The sequence below is a fragment of the Marivirga atlantica genome (assembly GCF_016734805.1).
Lineage (GTDB): Bacteria > Bacteroidota > Bacteroidia > Cytophagales > Cyclobacteriaceae > Marivirga > Marivirga atlantica.
Genome location: NZ_JAERQG010000001.1, coordinates 442,358 through 458,599 on the forward strand (window position 1 = coordinate 442,358; position 16,242 = coordinate 458,599).

A 16,242-nucleotide genomic window follows, 5' to 3' on the forward strand; every position below is an offset into this window, starting at 1 on the left:
TTTGCTACAGGGAGTTTGAATGTTAGCATTTTAATTCAGTCAGATAATGCGAAGATTTAAAGTTAAAAAAGAAATAAGGATTTAACACTCTAGATAAATGCTATTATTAAAGCTTTTTAACTAATCCTGCTCCAGTTGATTTTGTTTTTCTTTTGGGCCTCCACCTGAATTTTTATTAATCTGTTTTGCTCGAGCTGTAAGTCTGGGTCTTCTTTAATGATGGCTTGAGCCGATTGGCGGGCAGCACTTAATATGGGTTCGTCTTCTCTTAAATCACCTAAAAGCAAATCGACCTGACCGCTTTGCTGCGTACCCATCATATCACCGGGGCCACGCAATTGCATATCTACCTGAGCTATTTCAAAACCATCGGTAGTGCGCGTCATAGTTTGCACGCGGGTTTTAGCATCCTTGCTTAGCTTATAGTTTGTCACCAAAATGCAATATGATTGTTCTGCACCCCGGCCCACTCTACCTCTTAACTGATGTAATTGAGCTAAACCGAAACGCTCAGCATTTTCAATGACCATTACAGATGCATTAGGCACATTTACACCTACTTCTATCACCGTAGTGGCAACCATTATTTTAGTTTCACCTTTTACAAAGCGAGCCATTTCCCAGTCTTTATCATCGGCTTTCATTTGGCCGTGGACGATGCTGATTGGGTACTCCGGAAAAGCCCGTGCTATGCTCTCATAACCATCCATAAGATCCTTCAGGTCCAGTTTGGCAGACTCTTCAATAAGCGGATAAACCACATAAACCTGCCTGCCTTTTTCTATTTCCTTTTTAAGAAAGCCATTAAGCTTTAACCTATTAGCATCATACTGATGAATAGTTTTGATGGGTTTTCTTCCTTTAGGTAATTCGTCAATTACGGAAATATCCAAATCACCATAAACCGACATAGATAATGTTCTGGGAATTGGGGTAGCCGTCATGATTAAGACGTGAGGGATAGTGTTTTTATTTTTCTTCCAAAGTTTTGCCCTTTGTGCTACTCCATATCGATGTTGCTCATCAACAATGGCTAACCCTAAATTCTGAAACTCCACCACATCCTCCAGGAGTGCATGCGTGCCTACCAAAATATTGAGCGATCCATTTTTTAAATCTTCATGGATTACTCTTCTTTGTTTGGTTTTAGTTGAGCCTGTCAACAATTCTATTCTGATATCCATTAAATCGGCAAACTCCTTTAAGCCTTCATAATGTTGATTAGCCAAAATCTGTGTTGGTGCCATTAAAGCAACTTGTGCTCCGCTGTCAATAGCTACTAAAGCCGTAAGAAAAGCAACAATCGTTTTACCACTACCCACATCGCCTTGTAATAAGCGGCTCATTTGTTTTCCACTCTTCAGGTCGGCAAATATTTCTTTAATTACTTTCTTTTGAGCATTGGTTAAATCAAAAGGCAAATGCTCCTGATAGAACCTTGTGAGCAAATCCGTTTTGTTGAACAGCTGACCTTTGAATTTTTCAAGCCTGATCTGCTTCTGCATTAACAACCTCAGTTGCATGAAGAAAAACTCTTCAAACTTCAACCTGAACTTAGCCTTTTGCAAATGCTGAGCAGAGTTGGGTACATGAATTTGGGCTATGGCATCTTTCTTCTCAAAAAGGGCATATTCTCTTCTTATATCTTCAGGAAGGGTTTCAGGAATACGGCCGTATGCTTCTTGCAGTAATGTTTTTTGCAGTTTAAAAATTGCCTTACTGTCAAGGTATTTCTTCCTTAGTGTTTCTGTGGTGGAATATACTGGCTGCAAAAACTTATTATTTTCCAGCGCAGGTGTAAGCACATTCATTTCAGGATGAGCCATGGAGAGCTTACTTCCAAATCGGTTTACCTGCCCATACGCAACATAAGTAATTCCAGGTTTCAGCTTTGGCTCTACCCACTTTATTCCGGCAAACCAAACAAGCTCTATGCTTCCTGTATCATCATAAAGTTGCACAACCAACCTTTGCTTTCTACCAGCTCCCGCCAGTTGTTTGGAGCGTATTTGACCTTTTATTTGAACATTAGGAAGATGCTCATTCAAGCTTCTTATTGGATAAAACTTGGTGCGGTCTTCATGCCTGAACGGATAATGCTGCAACAAATCAGCATAGGTATGAATGTTCAGCTCCTTCTTAAGTAAATCTGCTTTTTGTGGGCCAACACCCTTAAGGAATTCTATAGATGTGCTAAAAAATGAAGCCATCTTATTTCCACTCCAATGTATTTATGGCATGGAGAATATCCATTTTCACATACTCAATTACTGGTGCTAAAGAATCGTTTTCCGTAGCCGTTCTAAAATAAAGTGCTCCTCTTAAAAAGTGCTTTGTCGAGTCCGTAGTATAAAACTGGAACTGGCTGGGCACATCTCCCTGCAGTTCTGCCACCGAAGCTACTATACCTGATGGTGTTTGTATAATGCTTTCCTCGATAGAAGATGCCTTCACCTGATGTTTGGCTGTTAGTTTATAAGCATCGTCAATATTAGTTCGCAAGCTGTCTCTGTTTCCATACAAAGGTTTATAGGTAACATGTACTTCAGCCACTAATTCAGGATAAAAAAGGGCAAACCAATAGCGCTCCCTGATATAGGAAGAGTCTGGTAAAATTTTAGCGTGTTTAGAATACTCGAAAGAGTAAGGAAAAGAATCTGGTAGCTGGGCATACTCATGTGGTGGTAAGTCAATACGATTAAACCCGACAGGTTTAGGATAGTAATTTTGCTCACAGCTTAACAGTGTCACAAATAGAAGAACGCACACTAAAACAGAAAAATATTTCATACAGTAAAGATAGGTGCTAGCTCCAAAAACTCATAGTTTTTAACAGAAGTCTACTTTACTAAATCAAAGACGAACCGCCTTGGCTTTAATAACATTAAAAGCAAATATTCATTCCTTGAATACACTGGTCTGACCTCTTCGAGGTACTGACCATAGCTTGATTTTATAAAGAATTTTAAAGCGTTAATACAGTCTATTCCATTTCCATTCGGGAATAATTTTGTAAGATTCTTTGTAAACTATTTCATCATCTATTCCTATTAACTCGCGAGCCATTTGTTTATTTACCAGGGTTCCTTTTCTCTGATTGATATAATCTCTAAAAGATGAAAACTCCCAATCTTCCATTTTTTGGCAGAGTTGAGCGCTCATTGGGTTTTGATGAATATAATTAAAACAGATAAAAGCATATTCCTCTGATTCAATCATTTTGTACTTAGTGTTTTGTCTAAATAAGGATCCCGATCTATCATATTTTTCATTATATATTTTTGCATATGAAGTCAACAAAAGTCTCACTCCGTTTTGCAACTCCGTTGATTCTAAGCTACCTATCTTTTTAGTTGCAACAGACTCCATTGTGGTGTTGAGCAAAAAATGAAAGTGATTAGGCATTAATGCATAAGCTAGAATATCCACCTTCTCTGAAATAAACTTTCTGACATATTTTAAAAAAGCTAAATAATCGGCCCTTTGTCGAAAAAGTACCTCTTTATTATTTCCTTGATTGTAAACATGATAAAGTTTAAAGGGCTCAAGTTTCATTTTTATCAGATGATTTCGGTCAGTACCTCAGGGAGGTCAGACCTGTTGCATTTTAATATCTGTACCAATTGATGCCTGACTTTATTTATTGATCACTAAGTTGAAAACCTTTGACCTATTTTAAAATAACAAATTGAAGTCTAGCCTCTACGAGGTACTGGCTTTTCATTATTTCATCAACCATTTAGCTAGTTTCATGATGAACTTATCATAAGGGGGGTATTTCTTTTTTAGGTCGAACCATGTGGCTGTTTTCATAATTGATTTTTCGTGAGAGAAGGTCATGAAGCCTGCTTTACCATGGTAGTTACCTTGACCACTCGTGCCAATGCCGCCAAAAGGTAGTTCCGGATTACCTAAATGGATTAAACCATTGTTCACGCAGCCTCCACCAAACGGCACTTCTTCTATATAGCGTTTACTAACCTTTTTATTGTTGGCATAAATATATAAAGCTAATGGATTGGGGTTTTTGTTGATTAGCTCAATGGCTTCATCATGTGTTTTGAAAAGGTAAACAGGCATAATAGGACCAAAGATTTCTTCTTTAAACAGCTTATCGTCTTCCTTTACATCTTTAATTAAGGTTGGAGCAATTTTTCTTCTAGGCTCGTCAACTACACCTCCGAAAGTTCGCTTGCCTTCGCTCAAATATGCCTTAAGGGTTTCAAAACGACTTTCATTTACTATCTGAGCCAGGTTTTTGCTTTCTGTTGGAGAGAGACTTCCATAAAAAGTCATAATCGCTGCACGTAATTCATCTAAAAACTCGTCCTCCACATCCTCATGCACAAGAAGATAGTCGGGAGCCACACAGGTTTGGCCAGCGTTTACGAATTTTGAAAATGCTATCCGTTTAGCAGCAGTTTCTAAACTGGCCGACTTATCCACAATGCAGGGTGATTTTCCTCCTAGCTCAAGTGTTACAGGAACAAGTTTTTCCGCAGCCGCCTTAGCAATTATCTTCCCAACAGGCACACTACCAGTGAAAAACACATGATTGAAAGTTAAGTTCTCTATCATTTGTGGAACCACCGTTTTACCTTCACCCATAATCACCGCTAAGTATTCCTCCTCAAAGTTTTTAGATATGAGTTCGTTTATAAGGTTTGATACATGAGGTGTTTCTTCAGGCGGTTTAATCATGCAGGTATTACCTGCGGCCATGGCTGCAACCACAGGTGCAAAAATTAAATTAAAAGGATAGTTCCATGGGCCAATAATCAGACAAACACCTTTCGGCTGGTAATATATAGTGCTTGAAGAAGGAAAGTGTAAAAGCGGTGTGCCTACTTTTTTTGGTCGCATCCAGGCGGACAAATGCCTAAGCGCATAGTTTATTTCTTCATATACCTGGCCTATCTCTGTGACGAAAGTTTCAAAAGACGGCTTCCCAAAGTCTTTGTGCAAAGCCTGTGTAATTGCTTGTTCGTTTTCCTTTACAACCTGTTTTAACTTTTTGAGCTGGGCCTTTCTAAACTTGTAAGGTTTAGTTGCTTGTGAATTGAAAAACGCCTTTTGCTTATTAAATACTTCCTGTTGTTTTTCAATAGAAGTATTTTCAATTTGTGCTGTGCTCATACTTGTAGTTTCTCTGAGGTTGATAAAACAAGGGTCCGCAAATTGCCGACAATTATAAATTTAACACAATTCGGCTTTTTAAAAATATTTGTAGCTTTAAAGAAAATATTGTCATGCAAAAGCTCCTCTTCATAATCTTTATTTCCTGCCTGTCTGCATCGTTTTCATCAGCTCAGGACGTATCTAAAAAATATAATAAAGCACTGGCTGATTCTTTAGGAGCGGATGATTACGGAATGAAAATGTATTCTTTCGTGATTTTAAAAACAGGAACCAACGACATGGAAGCCGGAGCAGAAAGAGACAGCATTTTCAGAGGACACATGAACAATATTGGCCGATTAGTAGAAGAAGATAAATTAATTGTTGCTGGGCCCTTTGGTGCTAACGATGATCAGTTCAGAGGCTTATTTATTTTTACCGAACCAGATATAGAAAAGACAAAAGCACTGCTTGCCACCGACCCAGCTATAGCCTCAGAAATATTAGCTTATGATATTTATCCTTGGTATGGTTCCGCAGCTTTAGGAATGTACTTACCTTTCAGCGAAGAAATCGCCAAAAAGAATCCGTAGGTATTAAATGAGTTTACAATATATATTAGAGCTTCTAGGTACTTATACCTTTGCTATTTCCGGTGTTCTGGCCGTAAAAGGGAAATCTGAAGATTGGTTCGGTGCCAGCTTCACGGCTTTTGTAACCGCTATTGGTGGCGGTACACTGCGGGATTTGTTTCTCGGCAGTTATCCTTTGGTTTGGGTAGAAGACATTACCTTTGTTTACATAGTATTACTGGGCATAGCAACGGCCAGTATTTTTAGTGGTGTGCTCCAAAAACTAAGACGAACATTGAGCTTGTTCGATACTTTGGGTATAGCATTATTCACTGTTGGCGGAGTAGAAAAAGCTCTCTCTTTTGATGTGCGCTGGGAAATAGCTGCTATTATGGGTATGTTTTCTGCAGTATTTGGTGGTGTTATAAGGGACACATTGATTAATGAAACTCCTGTTTTATTCCGAAGAGAAATTTATGCCAGCGCTTGTTTGGCTGGTGGCTTAGTTTATGTTTTGTTGAATTATCTGGAAGTACCGAGAGATTACAACTTTATACTGTCTGCCTCTTTTATAGTAAGCTTGAGAATATTAGCGATTAAGCTTCATATTAATTTTCCGAAGTTGTAGCTAACCTATTTTGGTTCCGTTAGGCAATTGATGATCAACGGATAAAAGAGAGACCCCTTCTTGGTTTAAGCCACCTAGTATTAAGCACTCACTCATGAGATTAGCTATTTGTTTTGGTGGAAAGTTAATTACAGCAACAACTTGCTTCCCAATTAAATCTTTGATTGTATATCTATCTGTAATTTGGGCTGAGCTTTTTTTGATGCCTAACTCGCCAAAATCTATGCTCAGCTTATAGGCTGGTTTTCTAGCTTCTTCAAATATTTCTGCGGATAGTACAGTGCCTATTCGCATGTCTACTTTTTCAAAGTCGTACCAATTTATAGTATTCATATTTTCTGTTCCACTATAGTTCTAAAAGTCAGGTTAACCCTGGGTGAGTTTACTTTTTTGGTGGGTGGTAGCCTATGAAGCCAGTAACTTTGGCAAGTGCCTGCCATTATTAACAAGCTTCCGTGCTCCAGCCAAACTTCTACCTTTTCTTTGGACTCTTTATGCTTGAAAGCAAATTTGCGCTCTGCGCCAAAACTCACTGAGGCAATTGCTCCATCTTTCTTTAAATCTTTTTCACCATCACTATGCCAGGCCATTCCTTCATCACCTGAATGATAAAGGTTTAAGAGGCAAGAATTGTATGTCTCACCAGAAGTCTCTTCTATCTGTTCTTTTATAGCTTTCAAAGCCGGGGTCCAGGGCTTAGCACGTTTAGTCACTTTAGAATAGGTGTAAGAAAATGGCTTTTGCCCATACCAAGCTACTTTTCTTTTAGTGATGATCTCTTTACCGAAAATGATGGCCTTATCATTTTCCCATTCTATTTCCTTTAAAAGCACCCCATAAAATTCATTCGCAGTATCAGCATCGAAAACCCTTCCATAATAGTTCACTATTCCACCGTAGGGTAGAAGGTTCTTGTTAGGATCGAATGGCTCGTCAAATAACTTCATATGTCATTCTCAAACTCAGCAGGTGTCTCAAATGTTAGTTCTTCCTTGGTAACAGGATGCACAAAAGTAATACTTGCAGCATGCAGCATCAGTCGTTCATCTTTTATGCCATAAAGTGTGTCTCCTACTATAGGTGCATCTAGCCCTTCTGGGTGCGCAGCATGTACCCTCAATTGATGGGTTCTGCCTGTAATGGGAGTAAACTTTACTAGAGTCCGCTTTTCAGATTGTTTTAAAACCTCATATAAGGTTTCCGCCTTTTTACCTTTTTCATAGTTCACCATCTGCATGGGTCTGTTAAATTCATCAACGGACAATGGCAGGATGATTTTACCTTCCTGCTGATCGACCTTACCTTCCAATAAGGCTTTGTATGATTTGCTGATGGTTTTATGCACAAACTGCTGCTGAACCTCTCGGTAAACATCTAAAGATTTGGTGATGATCATTAAGCCTGAAGTAAGTTTATCTAACCGATGTGCTACCATAGGGCCCGTTGCATCAGGGTATTTTTTTTGCATCCTTACAGCGACAGCATCTTTGATGGTTTTAGAAGGAATGCTCAAAAGCCCTGCTGGTTTGTTGATAACGAGCAAATGCTCATCTTCAAAAATGATATCAATGGCTTTGTCCTGCGCAGTGTATTTGGTCAATGGATCATCTTCCAGCGGTAACCCTTCTAACATATGTCCTAAAATGGGTTTGCACTTACCAGCACAAGCCGGGTAAAACCTGCCTTCTTTTCTTAATTGTGTGGCTGGTGGATTTCCCCACCAAAACTCCCCCATAGCCAGCGGCTGATAGTTATGAGCAAAAGCATATTGCAATAATTTTGGTCCGGCACAGTCGCCTGCTCCAGCCGGAGGCGCTCCTAACTCCTCAAAAACTGATTGGAGACTTGCTGTTTCGCCTTTTGCATTTAAAAACTGATATTGATCAAATAGCTTTTGTTGTAAGGCTGCCGATTTCTTTTTTCTCAGCTTTTTTAATTTATTGATCTCCTTTTCAAAAACAGATATTTGCGATTGCAAAGGACCTACTTTGCTGGTCCATTCTTCATTTAACCTTTTTAACTGATAATGATGGTCTATACTTTCATTGTCTAACTTTTTCAGTTTAGAGGCTTGTTGCTTGTCTGCTTGCTCTTCTTTTACTTTTGCTCTTCTGTAAGCCCTGTCTTCCTTAGCTTTTTCATTTAATGCTTTTTGCTTGGCGATTGATGCCGCAGCCTCCTTTCTTACTTTATCAAGTTCATTTTGCAACTGCTTGTAGTCTTTATTATTTTCAACCTTATTAATGCGCTTGGTTAAATCTGAAATAGTTTTTTCTTCTTGTTTGAAAAAGCCTTCGTTGTGGAGCCTGTCAAAAATGGCAGGAACAAAATTGATGTCATGTTCAAAGTCTACCACCTGGCCTGAAAAAGCAGCCAAATAGCCTAATTGGTCTTTTGAGTTCTTAACAACCAATACGCCAAACATCTTTCCACTTTTCTCCTGACCACTGTATATATTTTTCAACTTACTCTTAAGCTCATCAGCTGCTATCATGGTTAAGACATGTGGTTCATAAGCAAAAGGGAAGGTGAATTTTTCCGGAATTGTAATAGTTGAGATATCAGCTTTGTAAGAATAGAAGTGTTTATCTGACATAGGGTTTGCTGTAGCTTGATGCAAAAGTACAGTGCTTTTTTTAGAATTAATATGCAACAGCCTGTTTCATCTGCTAATAATATTTACATATTATTACAATTAGTTATAACCTTAAGCATGCAAAAAACAAGTACAATACACCCGGAAAATGTATCCTGGGAACCGCTAACTCAGTATTCGGCCAACTATAAAACTGCAACGATTACGCAGCCCTCCACACATTTACTGATCATCAAAAACAGCACAACCAACAAACTATTTGTTTCTGTTATGATCATTTTTGCGCTTCTAACGGTTGGGTTCCGGTTAGACTTCTTCTCTTTTGAAAACCTACAGTCTGTAAATGCTATAGCAGTAGCTATACCAATATTAGTAACAGTTTTTGCGGTTTTTTTATTGGTAAAATCTGTTAATGCTCCAAGCAAGTTTGATAAGCTCAACAATAGATTTTCAAAGGGAGGCTACTCAAAAGTAAGCCGAAGTTTAGATGATATTGTCGCTGTTCAACTGATTGAAAAATATACGAGTAGAAGTGTAGGTCGGGGTCCCGGGAAGCTACCAATGTCTGGTGGCTACGGCTCACAAGAACTTAATGTGGTTCTCAAAAACACAGAAAGAATCAACATTTCAACCTCAAGCAATAAAAACGATGCCTTACAATTAGCGCAGTTTTTACAAATCCCTTTGTGGGAAATTTAAGTAAGACCGACCAGTTTATAAATCCCCTTTATTAAAACACCTTTTGAGTAGTGTCATCCATTTTTTTCACACTTAAAGTCTCCTCACTTTTTAGAAAGCTACCAATGTTCATGATGTAATCACAATGGTCATTAAAAAGCTGACCTGGAATTTTACCATTAACTAACTTTAGTGTATCACCAAGCTGTAAAGGGCTTTTGATATTTACCCTGTCTACCACCCAAAGTGAATCATTCAGAATACCGGGAACGAAAGCATTTGATTGGGCTGTTTCAACATTTGACTGTTGTTGAAGTGTGATGATATCGTCATCATTATTAATGGCAACCACAAAATGTTCGAGAATTTCATTTCCTAATAAGCCTTTACCTCTGGCTGAAAAATCAACAACGGCTTCTATATTGGCTCCTCCAATATTTAAGTTGAGTTTTTTGCTAATCAATGTGTCAATTGCTGATCCGTAGATCCCTCGAATAGATTGGTCTAAAAACACTTCTGTTTCTGCCGATTCAAAATTTTCATGAATGGCTGATGGCACATATAAGCTTCCGTTATAGCCGACATCAAACATAATGCTGCTTGCCGTTTTTTCATTGATGCCTATTTCTATCATAGGAGTTGCTGATAGTAAAGGTCTATCAAACTTCAATTCATAAGTACGCTCCGATTCTGGCAGTTCAAAAGGTTCATCAGAAAAATAGAGCATCTTATTATCGTAGTCAATTTTCCAATTGGCCAGTTTTATCAGATTAGCTCCTATAATGCCTCCAGAAGCTATACACTTGCTCGCTGAATTATCATCATAAACTACCTTACCCGCTCCAATTTTATAAAAACTGGTTTTCCCGAATTTGATAGAGTCGATACGAGTAACTTCAATGGTGCGCTCATTACCATTGGTATCAGCATTAGTTTTTGTGGTTATGGTTTTTAGTCCCAAGGACTGCGCTAATTCATTTTCAATTTTTGAATTGAATGCTCCTGTATCAAAAATGAATTCGCGTAAAGTGGTGTCACTATTAATTTGAGCTTTTACCACTACCAAGCCTTTTCGGTATTCAAAAGGAATACCTTCTACAAAGTTTTCTCGCTTGAGCTTACCACTTATTAAGAGGTTTACATTTTTCAAATAACTGCAGCTTGATAAAAAAACAAGTGCGAGTACCAGGCTTAAGGTTTTAATATAATTATGCATGTCTATTCTTCTTCAATGATGTTTTTTCTGAAATCCGTTTCTGATAATAAAGTAAAAGTGGTATGCCTATAATTGACGGAAGTGCAAAAGCCAAAAAAGGATTCATCAATTCATAGCGTGCTACCATCGTGGATAGAAAAGCTGTGAAAGTTGCAATATAAGCTCCCATCATATTACCAATATGTGCAAGATACCAATGATTGGCTTTTTTCGGCTGAACAATAAAAGGTTTTAAGTTGGTATAAGAAATTGATAAGCCTCCTATTCCAAAACCTACACACATGATAAAACCTATAATATTTGATTTCACAACTAATAAGTATATTCCTAAAACCGTAAAAGCTACATTGACTATGGCATTGAGCAGACCAGCAAACCAATCATACCACTTTGGTTTTTGATGATTGTGCAACTGTTTGAGCTTGAGGGAACGTACGCCCGCAAAAGCACTGTAATAACTCAAAAAAGCAATAGCGAATAAAAACTTATTATTGCGCACTCCGGCTACATACACTCCTGTAATGAACACAACCGTCATGGCCATAAAATAGAGCTTTCCCGATTTTCGGTGCCATTTCTTCCCTTTTTGAACTATAATACTCACCAGCCCTGCTACCAGAGCGGTAAAGCCTGCCAGGATGTGAAGGTAAAGCATGTAGTTTTCAATCAACTTAGCCATTATCTTCTTCCTTTAAAGTTGATCATCCTGTTAGGATAAATAACTAACTGAATAAAGTTGAACTCAAACTGATCTACTCTGGCAATATTACCTTCGGCATCTTTAACTTTCTGAAATGGATAGTAACGCAAGTTTGTTCTTAGCAACCAGGTTTCCAGCGGTGAGGCCAGTATGTCCCAGCCGAATAAAATGCCTGGAGATACTATATTGGTTCTTTGAGTTGCCCCTATTTGTTCATCTCCTTCAAACTGAGCAGAAGCCCATTTTTCCAAACCTATGCTTGGGCCAATATATGGGGCAAAACCATGGAAGTTCCAAACATATTTGAAAGCCTCCACTGCCAGCGATCTTCTTCGAATTAAATCGACTCTGTTGTAGCTCTCCACACCTGAGGTATAATCCCGATAGCTTAAGCCCACATGAATATTGGCATTATGAAAAAGATAGCCTAGTCCGAAATCCCAATTAAACGTTCCCTTATGTCTGGGAAGAGAAACTCTTGCTGCATTTGAATATTCAGGAGCAGCTAAAAAATAAGATCCGCTTGGTGCAATGGCTAAAGAAAAGCTGTTCAGAATTCCTTCTTCATCAAATTGCTTTTCTAGCTTTTCAGTTTTGCCGGATAGTTTATCTCTTTCATTTTTCAAGGTGCCCTCAAAATATTTAATCAGGCCTAAAGAGAAGTATGCTTTAGGTAATTCGAAAGTATGCCCAGCCGTTCTTGAAGAATAGAAGTCGCGCTGGTTATTCGGCATCCACATTATTTCGGTGTTTACCTGCCAACCATTGAATGCATATGAAAAACCACCAATCAAGGAAGAGGTAATGAACAAGTCGGCCCTTTCGCCAGCTGTCTCATTTTCAAGGTCAAGAATCATTTCATTTATTGAGATGCCTGCATAAGGGCGCAGCTTGCCATAAAGCATTCTGAAAGGATAATAACGTGCGCTTAAATCGCCTCCTGTTTCTAATATGACATCTGTTTCGGGAGCTATCCTTCTATCACTGAAATAAGTTAGTGGAAAATTGATGTTGAAATCCCATTTGCCCCAGAAGTGCAAACCACCAATGGTAAAACGGGGAGCTACCTGGCTAGGGAATTTATAGGATTGGTCATTCCAAAACAGTTTACCGCTGGACGGTACAATCTGGGTATTAAGACCAATATAGGTTTGTGCAAATCTGTGTTGGCTTTTGTTATCCACGTAAACCTGTGCTTTTACAGTTGTAAAAAGCATAGCTAAAAAGCCAATTAGTAAAGTTTTCCTTCTCATTGCTTTGTTGCGTTTCAATTATTTGATGACGCAAGATTGAGCAATCAATTAGCATTTATATCCTTATTTATAGGCTTTGGTGTAAGTTGACCTTATTCGGTACAAATGGGATTGAGTGTTTTTATTCGCTTAAGAATTTCTGAAAATCCTTTGTTTTGGAACGCGATACAGGAATGGCAAAATCAAGATGGCTCATGGTTACATTTAAGTTGCGGGCATTGCCTTCCACGCTTTCAATATGTGCCTTGTTGAGCACATAGCTTTTGTGGCTATTAAAAAACTGCTCTGCCGGAAGTATCTCCGAAAGGGCTTTCAACCTATTTCTTATTAACTTCTTTTTTACCTCCACCTGATCATTGAGGTAAAAAATTTCTACGTAATTACCTTCTGATTTCAAGGTCAGTATTTTCTCAGGCAGCAGACTAATTTCAAACTTTTCATTTTCTGCATAAAAGTTGAGCTTATCGGCACCAGAGTTTTCAATAGTTGTCTTTTGATGAAGTCTTTCAGTAATTTCAAGAGCTTCCTGGAGGCTTTTTCTTTTGTGCATAAACTGCTCAAAAAGCACTAAGATGACCACAGGAAAAACACTTATAGCTGTTGTTTTTAAAGTGACCTGAATAAATAAATCGGCTGGCCTCTGATCGGCTAAGCCGGCAAAGCTGAAAAAGCCAAAGTTGATCAGGCAGATCACAAATACCACCAAAATGATCAAGAGCATTTCTTTACCGACAGTCCATTGATCTTCCAAAGCAGATTTTGAAACTATCATTTTCAAACCACCTACGGTAATGATAACTGCAAGCGCACCATTTAAGCCAAAGAGTGCTGCGAGCAACAAGCGGTATGACCAGTCCATATCCGCCACCCCAAAAGGACCAATAAATAGAAATAAAAAAAAGGTTACTACTGCGGGCAGCAGTACACTGGATTTATTGAATATAAAAGGATGTGGTTTTTTAAGTAGCCATGACATGAGACAAGCACTAAAAATTAATAATCATAAAATTCCTTCAGTACAATGTTTTTGTTTTTCTTGAGTCGCTTTAACTCACTCAAAATATAGTATCTGTGCATAAAGCCACAAAGTACCACTATTCTTTTTGCACCTGTTTTATCAGTCATGTTCATGATGTTTTTAGCCATGGTCTGATTTCTTAAATCCCAAAAATTAGCATAGCGCTGATAGCCTTCTCTGTAACTAATAGGTTCACCATCAGGTTTGGTGTGGAATCTATTGGCGAACTCTTCTCTAGAGTTCGTGATTTTTGTGAGCATTTGGTATTGATAATATTGGCGATAAGCGCAAAGACTATCGGAAGTAGTATTGTTCCAGCCTTTAGGATCGCCCGCAGCTATTTCCAACAAAGGCTCCAATGCTCTATTATATTCTTTTACAATGGCCTCCTCCTGTTCACTAAGCATGCCAGCCTCATATAAGCTATCCAGTAAATCATGCGTGAACGATTCTGTCGGCCTCATGCCCTGATCAATTCTGTACTGGTTTCTATTTTCAAATTCGTAAGGCCTAAGTAATGCCCCTTCGTGATTATCCACATATTTAGTAGAAGCGATACTTTCATTTGAGTTAGGTGCTATTTTATACTTCCAATCTGCTGTAAAGCGACCAGTATCTGCTTCGTTTAATAAAAGATCTGGCTGAACACTTTCAAGAATATCATAAAGTGTATTTTCATCAAAGTTAGGAACCGGCTTATGCTGTGTTCCTATTACTATTATTTCTGTGGGCTTTTCATTTGTGCACGATTGAATAGTAAAAGCTATTAGAAGCAGTAAACATAGTTTTTGCATTTTAGGGCAGATAGTTTGGTTCGTTTTCTAAGATAATAGAAGCTTTTGTTTTTTGTATGTCTTTATAAGTAAAAGCAAAAAGCCTCGGCAAATTTGTCGAGGCTTCTCTTTATGTGATGTCTAAATTAATACGTTTACTTATTCTATTTTTTCACAAACCATTTCCCTGGCGTTCCAATATTCATCCTCCTCAGGAATGCCCTTCACGTTAAAATCATGAAGCCAGTAGCCTTTCAGCTTTTTGTCATTTCTCGTTAGATACACATCGAAAGACATAGGACTTACTCCTACCAGGTGAATGGTGTCATTTGCTATATCTGCTAAAACGATAGGAAAGCTTTTCTTTTTGCGGCTTCTTTTAAAAGTGAGTTCTCCGGTAAAAAGTCCTTCCTTAGTTCTACTTAATGAAAGGCTTCCTTTTGATTTTTTATTTCTTAGAGAAGTAGTGTTTACTTTCCATGTGCCCGAGAGATCAAAAGACTCTGTCTGTTGTGATTTCCTTTTTTCATTAACGAATAATTCTGCAATGCTTTGTGCTTCCCGATCATTGAAGAAAACACGATCCCCCGTATTACTCAAATAGGCAAAAACAATATTTTCTTCAGGGTATAAAACCAAATGACTTCTGGCAGAACTCATGCTTCCTCCATGATAAACAACTGGTGTGGATAACCTACTTTCTCCTGTTTCCCAACCCAATCCATAAAAGGTTTTGGAACCATCCTTCAGCTGTTGAGATTTAAACAAGGTGCTTACTGTTTCTTGCTTTAGGTAGTTTCCATTTATAAGTGCATTACCCATTTTTGCCAGGTCTTCTGCAGTAGATAGATAACCTCCACCGGCATACATATAAGAGCGATTATCTTTTGGTGCTTCAATCCTTCCCTCCTTATTGTCATAAATGTAAAAGACGCTCTTGAAATCCGTTTGCTTATTGGGTTCATCAAATGTGGTATGCGTCATGCCTAGCTCATCCCAGGTTTTTTGCATGATTTGATTAAAAAGCTGCGCTTTCGCCTTTTCCATTACAGCACTTAATAATACCCAGCCATAGCTTGAATAGTGGTATGCCATTCCCGGCTCAAAGAGCAATGGATCATCCTTAAACTTTTCTAATGAAGCAATAACTGAGGAATAGTTAGTTGTATTGTAGCGTGGGTCTTGCTCCTGATAATGTCGAATGCCTGATGTGGAAGCCGCTAATTGTCTCGCTGTTATGGGAAATTCCTTTTCAGGAAATTCAGGTAAATAATAACGGATAGCTTTATCAATATCTATTTCACCTTGCTCCATCATTTTGGCTAATGCCACAGCAGTAACAGGCTTTGACACGCTGGCTATTCTAAATTGGGTGTTTTTAGTAAGCGGTTCTTGCTCGTTCAAATTACTGTAGCCAAAAGTTTCTGACCAAATGAGCGAGTCATCGGCATAAACAGCTACCTGAATCCCGGGGATATTCGTTTGCTGCTGGTGATTTGTAATAAGGAAGCGTGCTTTTTCAATGACTTGTGAATAATCTTGCGCACAAACAATTGCGCACTGGAGTAATAAGGTGAATAAGAGATAAATACTTTTCATACCGCAAAAGTATTTGAAAATGATTTTGTTGATGAAGATGGTCTATGTTTTGGTAGGAAATGTACTTTATTTGGTGTGATTGGGACAGTCA

16 protein-coding genes are annotated in these 16,242 nt (G+C 38.4%); 3 read left to right on the forward strand and 13 right to left on the reverse strand.

Annotated elements, in window-relative coordinates:
* Nucleotides 1-116 precede the first annotated feature (116 nt).
* The 4 genes from recG to JKP34_RS02040 form a co-directional block, all read right to left on the reverse strand.
* Complete coding sequence (recG, locus tag JKP34_RS02025; RefSeq protein ID WP_201917180.1) at nucleotides 117-2,210, reverse strand: ATP-dependent DNA helicase RecG; 2,094 nt, start codon at nucleotides 2,208-2,210, stop codon at nucleotides 117-119.
* Between the two features lies 1 nt (nucleotide 2,211).
* Nucleotides 2,212-2,790, reverse strand: a complete 579-nt coding sequence (gene gldD / locus JKP34_RS02030; RefSeq protein ID WP_201917181.1) for a gliding motility lipoprotein GldD — start codon at nucleotides 2,788-2,790, stop codon at nucleotides 2,212-2,214.
* Between the two features lie 183 nt (nucleotides 2,791-2,973).
* Nucleotides 2,974-3,555 (reverse strand): transposase, encoded by a 582-nt coding sequence (locus JKP34_RS02035; protein ID WP_201917183.1) that lies wholly within the window; start codon nucleotides 3,553-3,555, stop codon nucleotides 2,974-2,976.
* 168 nt (nucleotides 3,556-3,723) lie between these two features.
* Nucleotides 3,724-5,136, reverse strand: a complete 1,413-nt coding sequence (locus tag JKP34_RS02040) for an aldehyde dehydrogenase (RefSeq protein ID WP_201917185.1) — start codon at nucleotides 5,134-5,136, stop codon at nucleotides 3,724-3,726.
* 113 nt (nucleotides 5,137-5,249) lie between these two features.
* Here JKP34_RS02040 and JKP34_RS02045 point away from each other — a divergent pair, with 113 nt between their 5' ends.
* Nucleotides 5,250-5,711, forward strand: a complete 462-nt coding sequence (locus JKP34_RS02045; RefSeq protein ID WP_201917187.1) for a YciI family protein — start codon at nucleotides 5,250-5,252, stop codon at nucleotides 5,709-5,711.
* A gap of 7 nt (nucleotides 5,712-5,718) precedes the next feature.
* The gene (locus JKP34_RS02050) at nucleotides 5,719-6,318 is read left to right on the forward strand and encodes a trimeric intracellular cation channel family protein (RefSeq protein WP_201917189.1); all 600 of its coding nucleotides are present in this window, start codon (nucleotides 5,719-5,721) and stop codon (nucleotides 6,316-6,318) included.
* On the opposite strand, the gene JKP34_RS02055 is transcribed toward JKP34_RS02050, so the two are convergent.
* Genes JKP34_RS02055 through JKP34_RS02065 form a run of 3 tightly spaced genes read right to left on the reverse strand, consistent with a single transcriptional unit; the run spans nucleotide 6,319 to nucleotide 8,914 of the window.
* Nucleotides 6,319-6,651 (reverse strand): tRNA-binding protein, encoded by a 333-nt coding sequence (locus tag JKP34_RS02055; protein WP_201917191.1) that lies wholly within the window; start codon nucleotides 6,649-6,651, stop codon nucleotides 6,319-6,321. It abuts the gene before it with no gap.
* On the reverse strand, nucleotides 6,648-7,265 hold the full coding sequence (locus JKP34_RS02060; protein ID WP_201917193.1) for an alpha-ketoglutarate-dependent dioxygenase AlkB family protein: 618 nt from the start codon (nucleotides 7,263-7,265) through the stop codon (nucleotides 6,648-6,650). Before JKP34_RS02060 ends, JKP34_RS02055 begins: the two co-directional genes overlap by 4 nt.
* Nucleotides 7,262-8,914, reverse strand: a complete 1,653-nt coding sequence (locus tag JKP34_RS02065; RefSeq protein ID WP_201917195.1) for an RluA family pseudouridine synthase — start codon at nucleotides 8,912-8,914, stop codon at nucleotides 7,262-7,264. The genes JKP34_RS02060 and JKP34_RS02065 overlap by 4 nt, the downstream gene beginning before the upstream one ends.
* A gap of 117 nt (nucleotides 8,915-9,031) precedes the next feature.
* On the opposite strand from JKP34_RS02065, the gene JKP34_RS02070 reads away from it, so the two are divergent.
* A complete protein-coding gene (locus tag JKP34_RS02070; protein ID WP_201917197.1) occupies nucleotides 9,032-9,613 on the forward strand; it encodes a hypothetical protein in 582 nt (193 codons plus the stop codon).
* Nucleotides 9,614-9,644: 31 nt separating this feature from the next.
* On the opposite strand, the gene JKP34_RS02075 is transcribed toward JKP34_RS02070, so the two are convergent.
* The 6 genes from JKP34_RS02075 to JKP34_RS02100 all read right to left on the reverse strand — a co-directional run bounded on the left by JKP34_RS02075 (nucleotide 9,645) and on the right by JKP34_RS02100 (nucleotide 16,151).
* Nucleotides 9,645-10,742 (reverse strand): aspartyl protease family protein, encoded by a 1,098-nt coding sequence (locus tag JKP34_RS02075; protein WP_201917199.1) that lies wholly within the window; start codon nucleotides 10,740-10,742, stop codon nucleotides 9,645-9,647.
* A 58-nt stretch (nucleotides 10,743-10,800) separates the two neighbouring features.
* On the reverse strand, nucleotides 10,801-11,487 hold the full coding sequence (locus JKP34_RS02080; protein ID WP_201917201.1) for a DUF2306 domain-containing protein: 687 nt from the start codon (nucleotides 11,485-11,487) through the stop codon (nucleotides 10,801-10,803).
* Nucleotides 11,487-12,761: a hypothetical protein gene (locus JKP34_RS02085; RefSeq protein WP_201917203.1), complete on the reverse strand. Its 1,275-nt coding sequence runs from the start codon at nucleotides 12,759-12,761 to the stop codon at nucleotides 11,487-11,489. Before JKP34_RS02085 ends, JKP34_RS02080 begins: the two co-directional genes overlap by 1 nt.
* Before the next feature lie 121 nt (nucleotides 12,762-12,882).
* The gene (locus JKP34_RS02090; RefSeq protein WP_201917205.1) at nucleotides 12,883-13,737 is read right to left on the reverse strand and encodes a LytR/AlgR family response regulator transcription factor; all 855 of its coding nucleotides are present in this window, start codon (nucleotides 13,735-13,737) and stop codon (nucleotides 12,883-12,885) included.
* Nucleotides 13,738-13,754: 17 nt separating this feature from the next.
* The gene (locus tag JKP34_RS02095; RefSeq protein WP_201917207.1) at nucleotides 13,755-14,573 is read right to left on the reverse strand and encodes a hypothetical protein; all 819 of its coding nucleotides are present in this window, start codon (nucleotides 14,571-14,573) and stop codon (nucleotides 13,755-13,757) included.
* Nucleotides 14,574-14,711: 138 nt separating this feature from the next.
* The gene (locus JKP34_RS02100; protein WP_201917209.1) at nucleotides 14,712-16,151 is read right to left on the reverse strand and encodes a serine hydrolase domain-containing protein; all 1,440 of its coding nucleotides are present in this window, start codon (nucleotides 16,149-16,151) and stop codon (nucleotides 14,712-14,714) included.
* Between the last annotated feature and the right edge of the window lie 91 nt (nucleotides 16,152-16,242).

Coding starts and splice junctions, on each gene's coding strand:
- JKP34_RS02100 (WP_201917209.1), bottom strand. CDS start 16,151: ATGAAAAGTATTTATCTCTTATTCACCTTATTACTCCAGTGCGCAATT.
- JKP34_RS02080 (WP_201917201.1), bottom strand. CDS start 11,487: ATGGCTAAGTTGATTGAAAACTACATGCTTTACCTTCACATCCTGGCA.
- JKP34_RS02045 (WP_201917187.1), top strand. CDS start 5,250: ATGCAAAAGCTCCTCTTCATAATCTTTATTTCCTGCCTGTCTGCATCG.
- JKP34_RS02095 (WP_201917207.1), bottom strand. CDS start 14,573: ATGCAAAAACTATGTTTACTGCTTCTAATAGCTTTTACTATTCAATCG.
- JKP34_RS02065 (WP_201917195.1), bottom strand. CDS start 8,914: ATGTCAGATAAACACTTCTATTCTTACAAAGCTGATATCTCAACTATT.
- JKP34_RS02055 (WP_201917191.1), bottom strand. CDS start 6,651: ATGAATACTATAAATTGGTACGACTTTGAAAAAGTAGACATGCGAATA.
- JKP34_RS02060 (WP_201917193.1), bottom strand. CDS start 7,265: ATGAAGTTATTTGACGAGCCATTCGATCCTAACAAGAACCTTCTACCC.
- JKP34_RS02035 (WP_201917183.1), bottom strand. CDS start 3,555: ATGAAACTTGAGCCCTTTAAACTTTATCATGTTTACAATCAAGGAAAT.
- recG (WP_201917180.1), bottom strand. CDS start 2,210: ATGGCTTCATTTTTTAGCACATCTATAGAATTCCTTAAGGGTGTTGGC.
- JKP34_RS02070 (WP_201917197.1), top strand. CDS start 9,032: ATGCAAAAAACAAGTACAATACACCCGGAAAATGTATCCTGGGAACCG.
- JKP34_RS02050 (WP_201917189.1), top strand. CDS start 5,719: ATGAGTTTACAATATATATTAGAGCTTCTAGGTACTTATACCTTTGCT.
- JKP34_RS02090 (WP_201917205.1), bottom strand. CDS start 13,737: ATGTCATGGCTACTTAAAAAACCACATCCTTTTATATTCAATAAATCC.
- gldD (WP_201917181.1), bottom strand. CDS start 2,790: ATGAAATATTTTTCTGTTTTAGTGTGCGTTCTTCTATTTGTGACACTG.
- JKP34_RS02085 (WP_201917203.1), bottom strand. CDS start 12,761: ATGAGAAGGAAAACTTTACTAATTGGCTTTTTAGCTATGCTTTTTACA.
- JKP34_RS02040 (WP_201917185.1), bottom strand. CDS start 5,136: ATGAGCACAGCACAAATTGAAAATACTTCTATTGAAAAACAACAGGAA.